Annotated in this window: 16 protein-coding genes; 8 read left to right on the top strand and 8 right to left on the bottom strand. The window is 39.0% G+C overall.

Annotated features, from left to right (window positions below; translation table 11 throughout):
* Positions 1-6: 6 nt before the first annotated feature.
* Genes nqrC through WAO84_RS08795 form a run of 3 tightly spaced genes read right to left on the bottom strand, consistent with a single transcriptional unit; the run spans position 7 to position 3265 of the window.
* Entirely contained in the window at positions 7-729 is a 723-nt protein-coding gene (gene nqrC, locus WAO84_RS08805; RefSeq protein ID WP_340065188.1) for an NADH:ubiquinone reductase (Na(+)-transporting) subunit C, read from the bottom strand.
* Positions 730-731: 2 nt separating this feature from the next.
* Complete coding sequence (locus WAO84_RS08800) at positions 732-1898, bottom strand: NADH:ubiquinone reductase (Na(+)-transporting) subunit B (RefSeq protein ID WP_340065187.1); 1167 nt, start codon at positions 1896-1898, stop codon at positions 732-734.
* An 11-nt stretch (positions 1899-1909) separates the two neighbouring features.
* On the bottom strand, positions 1910-3265 hold the full coding sequence (locus tag WAO84_RS08795; protein ID WP_340065185.1) for a Na(+)-translocating NADH-quinone reductase subunit A: 1356 nt from the start codon (positions 3263-3265) through the stop codon (positions 1910-1912).
* Positions 3266-3429: 164 nt separating this feature from the next.
* On the opposite strand from WAO84_RS08795, the gene WAO84_RS08790 reads away from it, so the two are divergent.
* From WAO84_RS08790 to pruA, 4 genes are all read left to right on the top strand, one after another.
* A complete protein-coding gene (locus WAO84_RS08790) occupies positions 3430-4686 on the top strand; it encodes a type IX secretion system plug protein (RefSeq protein ID WP_340065183.1) in 1257 nt (418 codons plus the stop codon).
* A 43-nt stretch (positions 4687-4729) separates the two neighbouring features.
* Entirely contained in the window at positions 4730-5746 is a 1017-nt protein-coding gene (locus tag WAO84_RS08785) for a DUF3667 domain-containing protein (RefSeq protein ID WP_340065182.1), read from the top strand.
* 22 nt (positions 5747-5768) lie between these two features.
* The gene (gene apaG, locus WAO84_RS08780) at positions 5769-6155 is read left to right on the top strand and encodes a Co2+/Mg2+ efflux protein ApaG (RefSeq protein WP_340065181.1); all 387 of its coding nucleotides are present in this window, start codon (positions 5769-5771) and stop codon (positions 6153-6155) included.
* Positions 6156-6242: 87 nt separating this feature from the next.
* A complete protein-coding gene (pruA, locus tag WAO84_RS08775) occupies positions 6243-7874 on the top strand; it encodes an L-glutamate gamma-semialdehyde dehydrogenase (RefSeq protein WP_340065180.1) in 1632 nt (543 codons plus the stop codon).
* Between the two features lie 77 nt (positions 7875-7951).
* On the opposite strand, the gene rsmG is transcribed toward pruA, so the two are convergent.
* Positions 7952-8590, bottom strand: coding sequence for a 16S rRNA (guanine(527)-N(7))-methyltransferase RsmG (rsmG, locus tag WAO84_RS08770; RefSeq protein ID WP_340065179.1), 639 nt, complete (start codon positions 8588-8590; stop codon positions 7952-7954).
* A gap of 133 nt (positions 8591-8723) precedes the next feature.
* On the opposite strand from rsmG, the gene WAO84_RS08765 reads away from it, so the two are divergent.
* From WAO84_RS08765 to WAO84_RS08755, 3 genes are all read left to right on the top strand, one after another.
* A complete protein-coding gene (locus WAO84_RS08765) occupies positions 8724-9827 on the top strand; it encodes a fatty acid desaturase family protein (protein ID WP_340065178.1) in 1104 nt (367 codons plus the stop codon).
* 21 nt (positions 9828-9848) lie between these two features.
* The gene (locus WAO84_RS08760; protein ID WP_340065177.1) at positions 9849-11039 is read left to right on the top strand and encodes a pyridoxal phosphate-dependent aminotransferase; all 1191 of its coding nucleotides are present in this window, start codon (positions 9849-9851) and stop codon (positions 11037-11039) included.
* A 94-nt stretch (positions 11040-11133) separates the two neighbouring features.
* On the top strand, positions 11134-11868 hold the full coding sequence (locus WAO84_RS08755) for a hypothetical protein (protein ID WP_340065176.1): 735 nt from the start codon (positions 11134-11136) through the stop codon (positions 11866-11868).
* 22 nt (positions 11869-11890) lie between these two features.
* Here WAO84_RS08755 and WAO84_RS08750 read toward each other — a convergent pair whose 3' ends face one another.
* The 4 genes from WAO84_RS08750 to WAO84_RS08735 all read right to left on the bottom strand — a co-directional run bounded on the left by WAO84_RS08750 (position 11891) and on the right by WAO84_RS08735 (position 15400).
* Positions 11891-13297: a hypothetical protein gene (locus WAO84_RS08750; protein ID WP_340065175.1), complete on the bottom strand. Its 1407-nt coding sequence runs from the start codon at positions 13295-13297 to the stop codon at positions 11891-11893.
* Positions 13298-13474: 177 nt separating this feature from the next.
* Positions 13475-13705 (bottom strand): hypothetical protein, encoded by a 231-nt coding sequence (locus WAO84_RS08745; RefSeq protein ID WP_340065173.1) that lies wholly within the window; start codon positions 13703-13705, stop codon positions 13475-13477.
* 208 nt (positions 13706-13913) lie between these two features.
* Positions 13914-14525, bottom strand: coding sequence for a hypothetical protein (locus WAO84_RS08740; protein WP_340065172.1), 612 nt, complete (start codon positions 14523-14525; stop codon positions 13914-13916).
* A gap of 20 nt (positions 14526-14545) precedes the next feature.
* Entirely contained in the window at positions 14546-15400 is an 855-nt protein-coding gene (locus WAO84_RS08735) for a hypothetical protein (protein WP_340065171.1), read from the bottom strand.
* 75 nt (positions 15401-15475) lie between these two features.
* Between WAO84_RS08735 and WAO84_RS08730 the strand changes: the two genes are divergently transcribed.
* Positions 15476-15789, top strand: a 314-nt coding sequence (locus WAO84_RS08730) for a hypothetical protein (protein WP_340065170.1), incomplete at its 3' end; no start/stop codon positions are given.

Below are 15789 nucleotides of genomic sequence, written 5' to 3'. Positions count from 1 at the left end.
ACTGATTTATTTTAATGCTACTTGCGATTTTTGTTTTTTTAAATAAGGAAGATAGTGCTGTAAACGCTCAGCTATCATATCAGTAACTCCGTCTCCGGTTATGGTTGCTCCCGAAATGGCATCTACTGCGTTGTCTGATTTATCATTTCCTCCGCTATATCCTTTTACAACAGATATTCCAACAAATTCACCCGATTCATCTAGTATTTTTTCTTCTTCAAATCTTTTTTTAAACCAACTCTGGGTAATTTCAGCACCTAACCCGGGAGTTTCTGCCTGATGATCGAAGGAAACACCTTTTACGGTATTAATATCATCTTTAAGGGATATATAACCCCAAATAGCATTCCAAAGACCTGCTCCTCTAAGAGGTACAATGTAGTAAGTAGTCCCGTCAATTTCGGCAACATACAGAGGGAAATACTGCTCTTCAAGAGGTTTTTTGAGTTCTTTGTTAAGCTCTACTCCAAAAGCATTTACGGTTTCATCAACTACACCTCCCTGTCTCAAAGTGATTTCTTCTTTTATATATTCTTTATACTTCACTTCGGCCTCTTCTCTATCTACTTCTACTCCTATGGTTGCCAGTATATTCTGCATTTTCTCCTTGCGGATATTGTCATCCTGCCTATCTTTAAGACCGGTAGCTGCCAGGGCCAGACCTGTTGCTACTACAAATACCATAATGGCAGCAAATAGAAATGTATATGTATTACTATCCCTGTTCATAATTAAGCGGTTTTAAGTTTAGTTGCCAAACGTTTCTTTCTCCTTTTTATACTGGCATCAATTACATAATGATCTATGGTAGGAGCAAATACGTTCATGAGAAGTATGGCCAGCATTACTCCTTCGGGATATGCGGGATTGAACACCCTGATCATTATACAGAAAACACCTACTAATATACCGTATATCCATTTTCCTTTGGTGGTTTGGGCGGCAGATACCGGATCTGTAGCCATAAAAACAACACCAAATGCAAAACCACCTACCAGTAAATGCTGGTACCAGGGAAAACTCATTAAGGCATTGGCACCCCAAAGATTAAAAAGGAATCCCATAAAAGCGGCTCCAATAACACCACCTACTATAATTCGCCAGCTACCTACCCCGGTAAGTATAAGAATAGCTGCTCCGGCAAGAATCCAAAGTACAGAAGTCTCGGCTATAGAACCGGGTATAGAACCGGCAAACATGCTCCACATGTCATAACTCTCTGCTACTATGGCATCTTTACCTTGTGCCAGGTAGCCTAAAATGGTCTCTCCGGAAATGGCATCTACTTCAGAAGCTTCTGATACCCATACTTTGTTACCGGACATATATGTTGGATATGCGAAGAAAGCAAATGCACGAGCTGTTAACGCGGGGTTCAGGATATTCATTCCTGTACCTCCAAAGGCTTCTTTACCTATAAGTACTGCAAATGCAACGGAAACCCCTACCATCCAGAGAGGAATGTCAACCGGCATCACCATAGGTATCAATAAACCGGTAACGAGATACCCTTCATTTACTTCATGACCTCTATATACGGCAAAAGCAAATTCTATAGCCAGACCTACTCCATAGGAAACTACGATCATGGGCAGTACTTTCCAGAGCCCGTGAGTAAAGGCCTCCATGAATGTAAATTCGGCTCCGGTTTGTACAAGGTACTGGTAACCTGTGTTATAAATACCGTAAAAAAGTGCAGGGATCAAAGCTATCACTACGGTGATCATTGTTCTTTTAAGGTCCACCGCATCTCTAATGTGAGCTCCGGTTTTTGTAGTGTGGTTGGGCACATACAGAAAAGTGTCCAATGCGTTTACGGCAGGAGCGAACTTTTCCCATTTCTCACCTTTACCAAACGGTTTTTTTAGCTGATCTATTTTTTTTCTTAAAAAATTCATAGTTCTGATTTTTAACCAACTTCTTTAATCATCAGGTCCAGGCCTTCCCTTATGATCTCCTGTGCCTCTATTTTTGATGTACATGTATAATCTACCAGTGCAAAATCTTCCGGAGCTACTTCGTAGATACCCAGATTTTCCATTTTTTCAATATTTCCTGCCATACATTCTTTTAATAATTGCATGGGAAAAATATCCATTGGCATTACTTTTTCCATTTCACCGGTAACTACGAGAGCTCTTTCTTCTCCGTTAAGATTCGTATTCACCTCATAACGTTTATTCGGGAACAACCATGAAAGTGATGTTTTAGACATACTCGGTATGTTATTGTCTTTAAAAGGAAGCCATCCGAACATGCGATAGGATGCCCCTTCCGGAATTACTGATAAAGTAGTCGTGTAAAAACTAAGAAATCCGTCTGGAGAAACGGAATCTCCGGTGAGTACGTCTCCGCAAATAACACGTATATTATCGGGAGTATGTATTCCTGCATCGTATATGTAAGAAGATATCTGAGACCCTATAATTGCTTTATAATATCCGGGCTTTTTTACTTCCGAACCGGCTACTGCAATAATACGTTCTGCTTTGAACTGTCCGGTTCTGAAAATTGCTCCTATAATAGCTACATCTTCAGGATTGACCACCCATACCCGTTCTCCTGCATTTAAGGGATCGATATGGTGAATATGTACTCCCACATTTCCGGCAGGGTGTGGCCCTGATACTTTGTGAAGATCAACACCTTTAACACCGGTTAAAAAGGAATTGGCATTCTTTTGAACTGTAAGATGAACTTTCCCTTCAGTAAGTTTTGAAATGGCATGTATTCCCGCCTGAAAGTCTTCTTCTCTTCCCTGAAGTGTAAAATCTACTTCAGCCGCCAAGGGTGCAGATGCATATGCAGAAATAAAGATGGCTTTAGGGGTATCGTCCGGATTTGCGATAATGTCATACGGACGTTGTTTTATAAAAGGCCAGCAACCTGAAATAAGGAGGTGTTCCTTCACCTCATCAGCATTCATGGCCATCGGGTCTTTTTTTCCAAAATCCCTGTATGCCACTTCCTTATCTGCTTCAATGATCACTTCAAGTATTCTCCTTTTTGCGCCTCTTTTAATTTCTTTGATCTCTCCGCTAACAGGCGCCACAAACTTTACTTTTTCACTGTATTTTGAGAAAAACAACTCATCGCCTGCTTCTACTCTGGCACCTTCTTTTAGCACCATTTTAGGAGTTACGTTATGAAAATCGGTAGGCTTTATTGCGAAGAATTTTGATTTTGGCGCTTCGGAAATCTTTCTTTCTGCAACACCTTTTAGCTTAATATCTAAGCCCTTTCTAATGCGGATGTCGTTGGACATGTCTTTAAAATCTTTTAAGAATAGTGGTTAACTCAAAATTCGGGCAAATTTACAAATTAAAAAGATTGTTTCCCTAATAAATATTTATAAATTTATGGTAAATCACCCCCGGGAAAACAAGGGTTTTCAATTTGTTTATCTTTGTTTTAAGGAATCACACAGTCATGCAAAAAAAACTTAAACAATTCTTACTTTATCTTCTTATGTGCCCCGTGTTTTTTTCATATGCACAGATACAATATGAAGTAAATCCGCCCGCTCATATTCGTTCTATTGTCTTTAAAAGCAGTAATGAAGGAGATCAATTCCCTATAATCAGGCAAGGTGAACGCATTTCTCTTACTTTTGATGATCTTACAGCCGCAGAGAATGATTATTATTACAAAATCATTCACTGTAATTACGACTGGACCCCTTCCAAACTATTAAAACAACAATACTTGAGGGGATTGGACAATCAACGCATTATAGACTACTACAATTCTTATAACACCTTGCAACCTTTTTCGCATTATACACTTACTCTCCCTAATAATCTCACAGGGTTTACTATTACCGGAAACTATATGATAGAGATCTATGACAATCGTGACAATCTTGTTTTTTCAAGGAGGTTTATTATTTACAAAGATCTCGTAAACGTAGGTGCTATAGTAAAAAGAAGCCGTGACCTTAGTACAATTAACACACACCAAAGACTCGAACTTGTAGTGAATACGGGAGGCGCTAACCTGGTAAACCCCCAGCAGGAAGTAAAAGTAACCCTAATACAAAATTATTACTGGCCGGGAGCTATTAATGATATCAGGCCTCAGTTCTTTTCCGGAAATCAGCTTATTTATCGTTATGACCAAGAAGTTGCCTTTGCAGGTGGCAATGAATACATCTTTTTTGATACCAAAGACCTGAGAACTGCCAGCAACGGTATTTACAGGGTAGAACTGGAAGATATCTATCACCATTATTTATTTACAGACAGAGATCGTACAGACTTTGCATACACGTACAATCCAGATGTAAATGGCGATTTCCAGGTGCGTAACCTGGATGTTCAGGATATTAGCACAGAAAGCGATTACACCCGGGTGCATTTCAGTTTTGAATACAACAACCGTATTGGCCTTGACCGGGTATATGTGTTTGGCAAGTTCAACAATTACGAGCTGAATGAAGAAAACCTGATGACATTTAACGAGAATAATAAAATGCTGGAAACAGATATACTTTTAAAACAGGGGTTTTATAATTACAAGTATGTAGTAGTAAACGAGCAGGGCAAAATAAATTTCAACAAACTGTCCGGCAATCATTTTCAAACGGAGAACCAGTACCTGATTATTGTGTATTACCGGGATTTTGGCGGTATGTACGACAGTATTATAGGAATTGGCACTGCTAATTCTGCCACTATTTCAAATTAAGTATATTCGTATATTTATCAAACCAACCAAAACCACACCTTTTATGAAACCTGAAGGGCGTTCTTCTTTTAAATACAGGAACACCAAATGCCTTAATTGCGATTATCCTTTGGATGTGAGCGACAAATATTGCTCCAATTGTGCACAGCTAAACAGCAATAAAAAGTTAAGCATACGCGATTTTTTCAGTGAGTTCTTTTCAAGTTTCATTTCATACGATTCACGTCTTAGGAAAACATTACATTCTCTTATTTTCAAACCCGGTATCATATCGAAAGAATACATTGAAGGGAAACGTATGCAGTACGCCAATCCCTTTCGGTTTTATTTAAGCGTTTCCATTGTTTTCTTTTTACTGTACGGGCTCGCTAATAAGCTTGAAAACATAAACAGTATTAACCCGTTACACCAAAATATAAGTGAAGATTTTACTTTGTTCGGTTCATCACAGGATTCTGTAGAAACTTCTAGCAATACTTTTTACAGTGAAGATGTATTAGACACCATGAGCTTTACTGACAGGACCCTGGAAAAATTGACCATTTACGAAAAACACTATCAGGATAAAAAAATTAATGCCATAGATAGTGCATTAACTGACCTAGGGCACAGGCAATCTGCCTGGAATAAGTGGTTGTATAAAAAATCGGCTACTTCCCGGCAACTGTTTGAGAACCCGCAGGCTTTATATGAATATCTGTTTTCCAAACTCCCTATCATCGCTTTCTTTTTCCTCCCGGTATTTACTTTTTTCATATGGCTTATCTACTCAAAAAAGAAGTACTCCTACATGGAGCATCTCGTATTCGTTTTTCATACCCAAACCATGTTTTTTTTCATTTTACTCATCCCTGCTATCATAGACATGATTTCCGGTTTGGATCTGTCCGGGTTCTTTGTGTTGTTTTTCATGTTTTATATTTATAAAGCCTTAAGAAAATTTTATGGGCAAAAGCGCCTGTTAACAATAATAAAATTTGTATTTTTGAATGTAATGTTTATACTTTTAAGCTCAATAGGAGCCGTTTTTCTTTTATTGAGTTCCGTTATCCTGATCTAAACTAAATTTTTCAAATATTTAAATGATTACACAAGTAACCAAAGGTATTAAGATTTCTGTAGAGACCAGTTTTGAAGGCACTTTCTTCAAAAACTACAAAATGCATTTTGCTTTTGGCTATCGTATTACCATAGAAAATAACAGTAAAGATTCTGTTCAGTTAACCTCACGGCACTGGAAAATATTTGATTCTCTCAATAATCTGGAAATTGTAGATGGTGAAGGCGTTATAGGTAAAAAACCGGTTCTTAAACCAGGGGAATCCCATACCTACAGTTCAGGTTGCCTTCTTACTTCTCCTATTGGAGCGATGAGAGGCCATTACAATATGATCAATTTTACTTCTACCAAGAAGTTCAGGGTTTTTATCCCTACTTTTAAACTTTGTGCTCCCTTTGCCCTTAACTAAGATTTTTCGTATTTAACGATTAATTACTTAAATAAAGACTTCGTATTTAGTACCTTTGCGGCGATTAAATTTTAAAAAATAACAATTATGGGGAAAGGTTTTTTTCACGTTCCTGTTGCAGTGAACGAACCCGTTAAATCATATGCTCCGGGAACTCCGGAAAGAGAAGAGGTACTAAAACAGTACAGCGACTATTATAATGCAAGTGTCGATATCCCGTTTTATATAGGCAGGGAAGAAATACGTACGGGCAACACCCGGCCGATTACGCCCCCTCATGATCACACCCATGTGGTAGGTCATTATCATCTTGCGGAAGAAACCCATGTCAAAAAGGCAATTTCCAATGCACTGGAAGCAAGGGAACAATGGGCAAATCTTAGCTGGGAACACAGAGCATCCATTTTTCTGAAAGCCGCCGAATTAATTGCCGGACCATACAGGGCTAAAATAAATGCGGCAACCATGATAGGGCAGTCTAAAAACATTTTTCAGGCAGAAATTGATGCTGCCTGTGAGCTTATAGACTTCTTACGGTTTAATGTAGAATACATGACCCGTATTTATGATGAGCAACCTGAATCTTCCGAAGGTATCTGGAACCGTGTAGAATATCGTCCCCTGGAAGGGTTCGTATATGCAATCTCTCCTTTTAACTTTACAGCCATCGCCGGTAACCTCACATCAAGTGCAGCCATGATGGGTAATGTAGTTGTATGGAAACCCAGTGATCATCAAATATTTTCTGCTAAAGTGATCATGGATATATTTAAAGAAGCTGGCTTGCCCGATGGCGTTATTAATGTAGTCTATGGAGACCCGGTAATGATCACCGATACAGTATTAAACAGTCCTGACTTTGCCGGAATTCACTTTACAGGTTCCACATTTGTCTTCAAAGAACTTTGGAAAAAAATAGGCAATAACATTCACACCTATAAAACATACCCGCGTATTGTTGGTGAAACAGGAGGGAAAGACTTCATAATAGCACACCCCAGCGCCAATGCAAAACAGGTAGCTACGGCTATTACACGAGGTGCTTTTGAATACCAGGGGCAAAAGTGTAGTGCTGCTTCCCGAGTATATCTGCCTAAATCTATGGCCGATGATGTACTGAACTTTGTAAAAGAAGACATTGCATCTTTTAACAAACCCGGAAGCCCGGAAGACATGAGTAATTTTATTACGGCTGTAATTCACGAAAGGTCGTTTGATAAACTTGCCGGTTATATTGACCAGGCAAAAGAAGACAAAGAAGCTTCTGTATTTGCAGGTGGGGGATATGATAAGTCTAAAGGATATTTTATTGAACCTACTGTAATTGTAACCTCAGACCCTCAATATAAAACCATGACTACCGAGTTATTTGGCCCGGTTGTGACTGTATATGTTTATGAAGATGATGCCTGGGCAGAAACGCTGCAACTGTTAGATCAAACTTCTGAATATGCACTCACCGGTGCCGTGTTTTCTATAGATCGTTATGCAGTTGAAGAAGCCAGTATTGCTTTGCAAAACAGTGCCGGTAATTTTTATATAAACGACAAACCTACCGGAGCGGTTGTAGGGCAGCAGCCTTTTGGCGGGGCCAGAGCTTCAGGAACAAACGATAAGGCCGGGTCTGCACAAAACCTGCTTCGATGGGTATCACCAAGACTTATAAAAGAAACCTTTGTTTCTCCTTCAGATTACCGTTATCCGTTTTTAGGAAAATAGGGATCTGTACCATATATATATTACAACTTCCTTTTATGAAGTGCCCCCAAAAAGTTAAACACTGTTTGGGGGTATTTTTATGCTTGGCGATGGGTTGTTGACAAAGGAAGATGTACCACTTTTTTAGTTTCAAAAAAAGGCGCTTCAAAATATGAAGAAAGTGGATATTGCCCGGCTTGGGGAAAAGAAGACAACTCTTCGGTAAGATCTCCTCCCTTTAGGTACAATATCCCATTTGTTAACTGATGAGATGATTGCTTTTTAACTTTTTTGTGTACCCATTTCACAAAATCCGGCATTTGTGTCACCGCCCTGCTCACCACAAAATCAAATTCTTCTTTTACATTTTCGGCCCTAATGTGAAGGGCTTGTATATTGTTAATTCCCAGAGAAGAAGCCACTGCTTCCACTACTTTTATTTTTTTTGCAATAGCATCAATGAGTACAAAATGGGTATCAGGGAACATAATGGCCAGGGGTATCCCAGGAAAACCGCCTCCCGTACCTACATCCAGCACAGAAGCTCCGGGCAAAAAAGGCTGTACTTTTGCAATTCCCAGAGAATGCAATACATGACGTTCATACAAATGCTCTATATCTTTTCTGGAAATTACATTTATCAGGGCATTCCAGGTTTCATACAAAGGCTGTAATTGCCGGTATTTATCCAGTTGATGCAGGCTTAGTTCGGGAAAGTAACGTTCCAAATCTTCCATGGTCTTTACTAAGAAGTACAAAAATACTCTTTTAAACCATTTTTTTAATATTTATTAAATACCAAATGAAAGCTGAAATGCTTACTTTTGACATTATTACATAATTTACATTTAAAAAATCGTAATTAAAGCTATGGCAAATCCTACGGTACGATTCTCAAGAAGAGATTCTACACAATTTTTTAAAACCCTTAATCAGCGTGTTAATACCTACTTTAAAGAAAATAACATCAAAAGAACCGGGAACTGGAAACTGTATCTAAAAACAGTTATTATGTTCTCTATATTCCTTACCCCTTATTTTCTGATTCTCACACTTGACATGAACCAGTGGTTACAATTACTACTTACCGTAGTTATTGGTATTGGCATGGCCGGTGTGGGCATGAATGTAATGCATGATGGCAATCACGGTTCCTATTCTTCTAAAAAATGGCTCAACCAGCTTATGGGCAGCAGTATCTACATTCTTGCCGGGAATGTTTATAACTGGAAAGTACAACACAATGTACTGCACCATACCTACACTAATATTCACGGCCACGATGAAGACCTGGAAAATGGGGACCTAATACGTTTTTCCAATCATGCCCGCTGGCGGAGGTTCCATCGTTTTCAACATTATTACTCAGTACTTCTTTATGGGTTATTGACCATGAACTGGGCCATTGTGAGCGACTTTTCTCAGATGAAAAGGTACATGGCCGCCAAATTGTCTTACGGTAAGTTCCCAAACCCCGCTAAAGAGTGGAGTACTCTTATTATTACCAAGATTATTTATGCAGCGATCTGGATCATTGTACCTATGGTTATTCTGGATATTGCCTGGTGGAAAATATTGATCGGCTTTTTTGTGATGCATTACACTGCCGGATTGATCTTAAGTGTGATCTTTCAACTAGCTCATGTTATAGAAGAAGCAGAAACACCACTACCAGATGAAAGTGGTACCATGAAAAATACCTGGGCCATTCACCAATTGTTTACCACGGTCAACTTTTCTACAAAAAACAAACTGGTAAACTGGTACACCGGTGGGCTCAATCACCAGGTAGAACATCATATTTTCCCCAACATCAGTCATGTACATTATTCAAAGATATCCAAGATCGTAAAACAAACTGCGAAAGAATTTAATCTTCCTTACAACGAATATAAAACTACCAGAAAAGCTATAATTTCACATTTTAAACACTTAAAAGAACTTGGCCGAAAACCTGATTTACAATTTTCTTAAAGTATTTTAAAACGTACCTACATGAAGCAAGCACTCTCAGACAGAGTTATAAAAATGGCCACCTCGGCTACCCTGGCGATGGCTGCAAAAACCAGAGAACTAAAAGCAGAAGGCAAAGACATTATAGGCCTGAGCTTAGGTGAGCCCGATTTTAATATTCCTGAATTCATTAAGGAAGCGGCCGTTCAGGCTATTCATGATAATTATAACAGTTATCCGCCGGTAGATGGTTATACCGACCTAAAAAAAGCCATTATCACTAAGTTTAAGAGAGACAACCAGCTTGCATATATTCCCTCTCAAATTGTGGTATCTACCGGAGCCAAGCAGGTACTGGCCAATGTGGCCCTGGCAGTTATCAATCCGGGAGATGAAGTGATCATACCCGCTCCTTTCTGGGTAAGTTATTCAGACATCGTAAAACTGGCAGAAGGAGTTCCGGTTCAGGTAACCACCTCTATAGAAAGTGATTTTAAAATAACACCTGAGCAGCTCGAAGCAGCCATTACCCCAAAAACCAAAATGCTTTGGTACAGTTCTCCCTGTAACCCCAGTGGTTCGGTTTATAGCCGTGAAGAACTGGAAGCATTGGCCCGGGTACTCAGAAAATATCCGGATATTTATATCGTATCCGATGAGATCTACGAACACATCAATTTCACCGGCTCCCGCCATGTTAGTATTGCCGGTATAGAAGGTATGTTTGACCGCACTGTAACAGTTAATGGGGTTTCAAAAGCTTTTGCCATGACGGGATGGCGCATAGGTTATATGGGAGCACCTGAATGGATCGCAAGAGCCTGTAACAAAATACAGGGACAGGTGACCAGTGGTGCCAATGCCATTGCCCAAAGAGCTACCATTGCGGCACTGGAAGCCCCTGTAAGCAGTATTCAGTACATGATAGATGAGTTTCATAAAAGACGGGACCTTGTGCTCGATCTTTTAAATAAGATAGAAGGCTTTAAAGTAAACGTACCTGAAGGGGCATTTTATGTTTTTCCCGATATCTCTCATTTCTTTGGAAAAACCATTAAAGGTACAACGATCACTAATGCCAGCGATTTTGCTTTGTTTCTTTTGGAAAAAGCCCATGTAGCTACAGTAACCGGAGAAGCTTTTGGCAACCCGCAATGTATACGAATTTCCTATGCAGCTTCAGAAGCCGAGCTAAAAGAAGCCCTGAAACGTATTAAAGAGGCTGTTTCGTAACAGAAAACTTTCTACTCATAAAACCCATTATTCCCTCAGGTGACTTGAATAGCCACAATGGTCACAGATATGTACCTTTGTAAAAAAGTGGTACATGAAGGTACTTATCATTTATCTCAAGCAGCGTATGCGTATCCTTCCTCTTTCGGGATGGTCGTTGTTCCTTATTCTGTATGCCGGCGGATATCCTTTAGTGGCTGATAAAATACTGCTCCCACTACTGCCCGTATTCTTTTTTCTGTTCTTAATGCAATGGTATGAAGACCTGATGACCAATACCTCTGCTGCGGAAAACTATATTTTTAAACACAAGGAATGCCGAAAGCTGCTAACCATCATCTGGGTAGCGATAGTAATCGTTTTTATAACCATCTTTCTTTTTATAAGCCCGATAATCGCAGTAGTACTGGCTGTTTTTTTTATGGTAAATGACCTCCTGTATAGGGTTCTGGCGGGTTGGTCATTAAGACATCTGTTTTTACCGGCATTTAAGTATCCGCTGGTAACTGCTTTGCTGTTGGCACTATTTGGCGAAACGCAAAAGTATTTGCTTTTTGTCGGGATCACTTTAGCCAGTTTCACAGCTTTTATGGCCTTTACCTGTATGCAATCCTATGGGATACGCCATAGAATGAAAAAAACCGGCTTCTGGAGCATCCTTACAGGAGTACTCCTTTTCTCTTTTGGCACTATTTGGCAGTATGGATGGTTGTATCTGGCAGGCACATTCGTATTGGTTGCTGTATCGCAAAGTAAACATTCCCGGGCCCGTTATTGGTTTCTGCTTGTTTTTCTTGTGCTTAAAACAGCATACAGTTATCTTCTCTGAATTAAAAGCTTTACCTTATAAACTAACCATCATTACTTTTCGCAGGTACCGAAAAGTATTTTTCTTTAAGTTCGGCATACTCAGGACTCAGAAAAAACAAAGAGGCTCCTTCCAGCGATTCAAACTTTTCCAGATCCTGAAATCCGGTTTTAAACAATAGTTCCGTATAATACAGGGCGATATCATAAGAAACTTTTTTGGTTGCATATTGTATGATCTCCATAAGGACTTCAGTATCTTCCGGATTGGCAAGAGATGTAAATATTTGTATAAACAGCCATTCTTCTGTCTCCTTATCTCCTTTAAAACCTGAAGCGGCTTCTTTACCGGCAGCATATAGTAGCGACTTTAACCGTTTTCCCATTTTGCTTTTATAAGGGTCGGTATCTTTTACAAGGCTGTCCAGTCTTTTGTTTTCAAATTCCCACCACCCCAGTTTATCCATTTCTATTTTTTCAAGATCTTCCAGCAAAAGTTCAATATAGTTTATGCGTAAATCAGATTCGTTGATAAGTGCCTTGTTTTCCCTGTATAAAGAAGTACGGTACACTTTATCCTTTTTTAAGGCACGTATCTGCTTGCGAATACTATCGGTATCAAAAAAAGGTTTATAGTTCTTTCGCATATCTTCCAGCATTTCTACTGCTCTCACCTTTTTATTTATTTGAAGCATTTTTGCGACCGCCTTATACTTCCTGTTATATTGTGCAGTAACAGTATCCATATTTACAGGGAGTACCTCCCGTTTCATGAGTCTGAGTTTGATAGCATCAAAAACCCTTTCAATAATATGCTGAGGCGGCCATTCGTTCCCTCCTTCAAATATGAACAATTCATTAGGGATCGAGTTTTGAGACATATAATCGTGTGCCCATCGCATTTCGGCATAATTATAGTCTTCTTCGCCGGTAATCCCTATAAAATAGGTTTTTCGGAGTCTGGGAAAAGTAGAAGGGTCTGAAGAAAAAAGAGCCCCACAGGCAATAACCCCATCCATTTTTTTGGTGGCAATCGCTACAGAAGTTGCCAGGCGTGCGCCTCCTGCGAGTCCTGCTGTATATACCCTTCGCGGGTCTATGGGAAGCTTTTTGAATACCTCGCCAGACAAACGGTCAAAAGCTTTGAGGTTTTCACTTATAACACCATTACCTATGGCATTAGAGCTTACAACGATATACCCGTCCCTTTCCGCCATTTTTCTAAATACCGATACGGCATTACGCCCTTTTCCTTCCGGTTCAAATACAAAAAGTAACGGCCATTTTTTATTAACCTCAAAAGAAGATGGCAGGTATATTGCATAGGTTTCTGATGGTGCAGCATCTAAAGGAACGCTATCGGTGATGCGCCCTTTAAGCAATTGCATTTCCTGGGAAGAAGCATACGGAAGCCCCAGTAAAAAAACTAAAATACACAGGTATCTATTCATAGCATAAAACTACAAAATATCGTGATATGAAACATGACACTAATTGTTGAGAATACGTTAAAATGTGATAGAACTCTTTTTTTTGTCTTCTGTGCTAAGGATACAAAAGTCAAGTATAAGAATCTTGCGAACAGCTTAGCATTCCAAAAAGTAAACTCATCTGTAGCCTTACCCTTTTTAGGGAAGGCTACACTGGGTAATGGTGCCATCGTGGTTGCCATCGTACCAGTACTCAGTAGTGGCTTCGGCCCCGTCTCTAAAAGCGGTCACGGCACTGGCCGCTATGGCATCATCTACGGCCTGTAGCCGGTTACCCTGACAACTATAAGTAAGATCATCCATGAGTTCAAAACCCGAAGCATTTACATCCCGGTGGCCGTTCCTTGTCAGCTTTGTGATGTTCCCCATCTTGTCGTATTATACCAATTCTAGACTATAGTTGGGATCCGAGTGATTCGCGCTTACCAACCGATTCAACGCATCATACGTATACGTATAGGATTTCAAAGAGCACAATACGTCTCTTTTAAGAGACTTATTACAAATATAAATTACTCATAATCAAATTAAAAAATCAGACTTTTCTTTAAAGCACCCGTTTGGGACACTACCGCTTTTACCATTCATATTTCAATATGTCATCATTGACAGCACTATCCCTGTAAAGACCTATCTTAATATTAGTTACATAACCATCTTTGATTTTGAAGAACCCTCTAACAGGCTTATCATCAAAGATCAAAATATCATTTTCAACTTTAGGATTATTACCTAACTTTTCCATTAAAAACTCTTTGGATATACCTACTTCTATTGAATTATCAAATAGTTTTATACCTCTTTCCCATAAATTAATTTCAATAAATTCATCTGTATTTTTATCATATTTATATGGGTTTATATCATCATAAACAATCATTTTTCCAACAACATTAGATGGGTCTCCTTTTATCAAGTAATAAATTCCAAAAAAATTATCTTTTGGCTTCTTTATAAAAATTTCAGTATCCTTTTTAGATAAAAAACTAGTGGTAACATTATCAACTTGTCGCTTAATGTTCTTTATATCAACCTTTAAGTTTGTAGTTACGATATCATTAGACTGAACCTCTTTTTTCTGTTCTAAATTATTTATTTGAACTGATGTTGCAGAAGCTTTTTTACTTTCATTTTTACAAGAGAGTACTGATGTTATTATGATAAAAGCAGTTACTATATAATTTTTCATATTTTCAGAATTGTCTATTTTTAAAACTGACCAGGCATAACTTCATCTCTTCGCACTCTACTTCCATTAAGTAAATTGATGTAAAACTGTTCTTCGCCTGCTCCTGCATTCGCTCGGAATGTTGTCGAAGCACTTGGTAATTGTGGCGTAAAAGGAGCTATTCCTGCTGGTGTAACTGTATTTACGGCTCTTGGTGGATTAAGAGTTCTATTCATTAACCCAATAACATCCACACTTGGTCCAATTCCTTGAGAGCTAGCTTGGTCAAACGATATAAATTCTTTTGAACTTGCGTCCCATACCGTAAACTCCATAGTATTTACGTTTTCTGGATTCGGATTTGGGTAGCCTAATCCAACAGAGTCGTTTGCGCCAATTACCGTTACGCCAGTTATATTCGATAATGTTTGAGCAAATGATGCAGGGTCTCCTGAACCACAAGTTCCAGCATTACAATTACCTATATAAATAACCGCATTTTCAGCAAAAGAAATATCGCCATTTTTAATAGCATCATTTAGAACACTTAAATCAGATGTTGAAATACTGGTATTTCCAGTCGAACCACTTCCCCAAATATTTCCCGGTATTCCGTGTCCCCAAATAGCTACAAAACCAATACCATTTGGGTCTGATGCTGAAGCTATTTTAAAGGCATCTACAAAACTATTGACACCACCTGACTGTATATTTACGTGTTGCGCATCTGAATTTGCTTGCTCTATTATACCACCACGATATCTTACATCTTTACCCATTGTAATAGCCAATACAGCTTCAAGTCCTTCCAGTTCAAAATGACTTGTAACTTTGTTTTCACTAAATGCATACGGAGAATTGTAAAAGAACTTTTCCGCAAGTGGGTCAATACTCATAAACCTACCAATTGCTGGGTCGTGATTTCTCCATTTAAATGATAACCAATTTAAATCAAGTTCATCGTTGCTTTCTTGACCTTGGAACGTCTGGTAGTTGTTCTCAACTCCGTTGATGTTCGAGTTGTAACCCTGATGTTGCAGCCCAAAAGGATAGACGTTTATGCATTTTTTTCAACTATGGCATACTTCCCCGGCGGTTCCCCGCAAAAAAATATTCAAAGAACGTGTTCTTACAGCTCCCAAGATAGCCATTTAAAAGGGCTTTTCCTACCGGCCTCCGAACAAAGTGAAGGGGTTTTTGCTATCAAAAACATGGCTTGCTACAGGACTTCCCAAAGCTATCTTTACATAATGCGCAGTTATGGTACACCTGTAGCCGATAGCCA

The organism is Ascidiimonas aurantiaca (genome assembly GCF_037646345.1).
GTDB lineage: Bacteria > Bacteroidota > Bacteroidia > Flavobacteriales > Flavobacteriaceae > Ascidiimonas > Ascidiimonas aurantiaca.
This window is presented reverse-complemented; position numbering and strand designations above follow the sequence as displayed.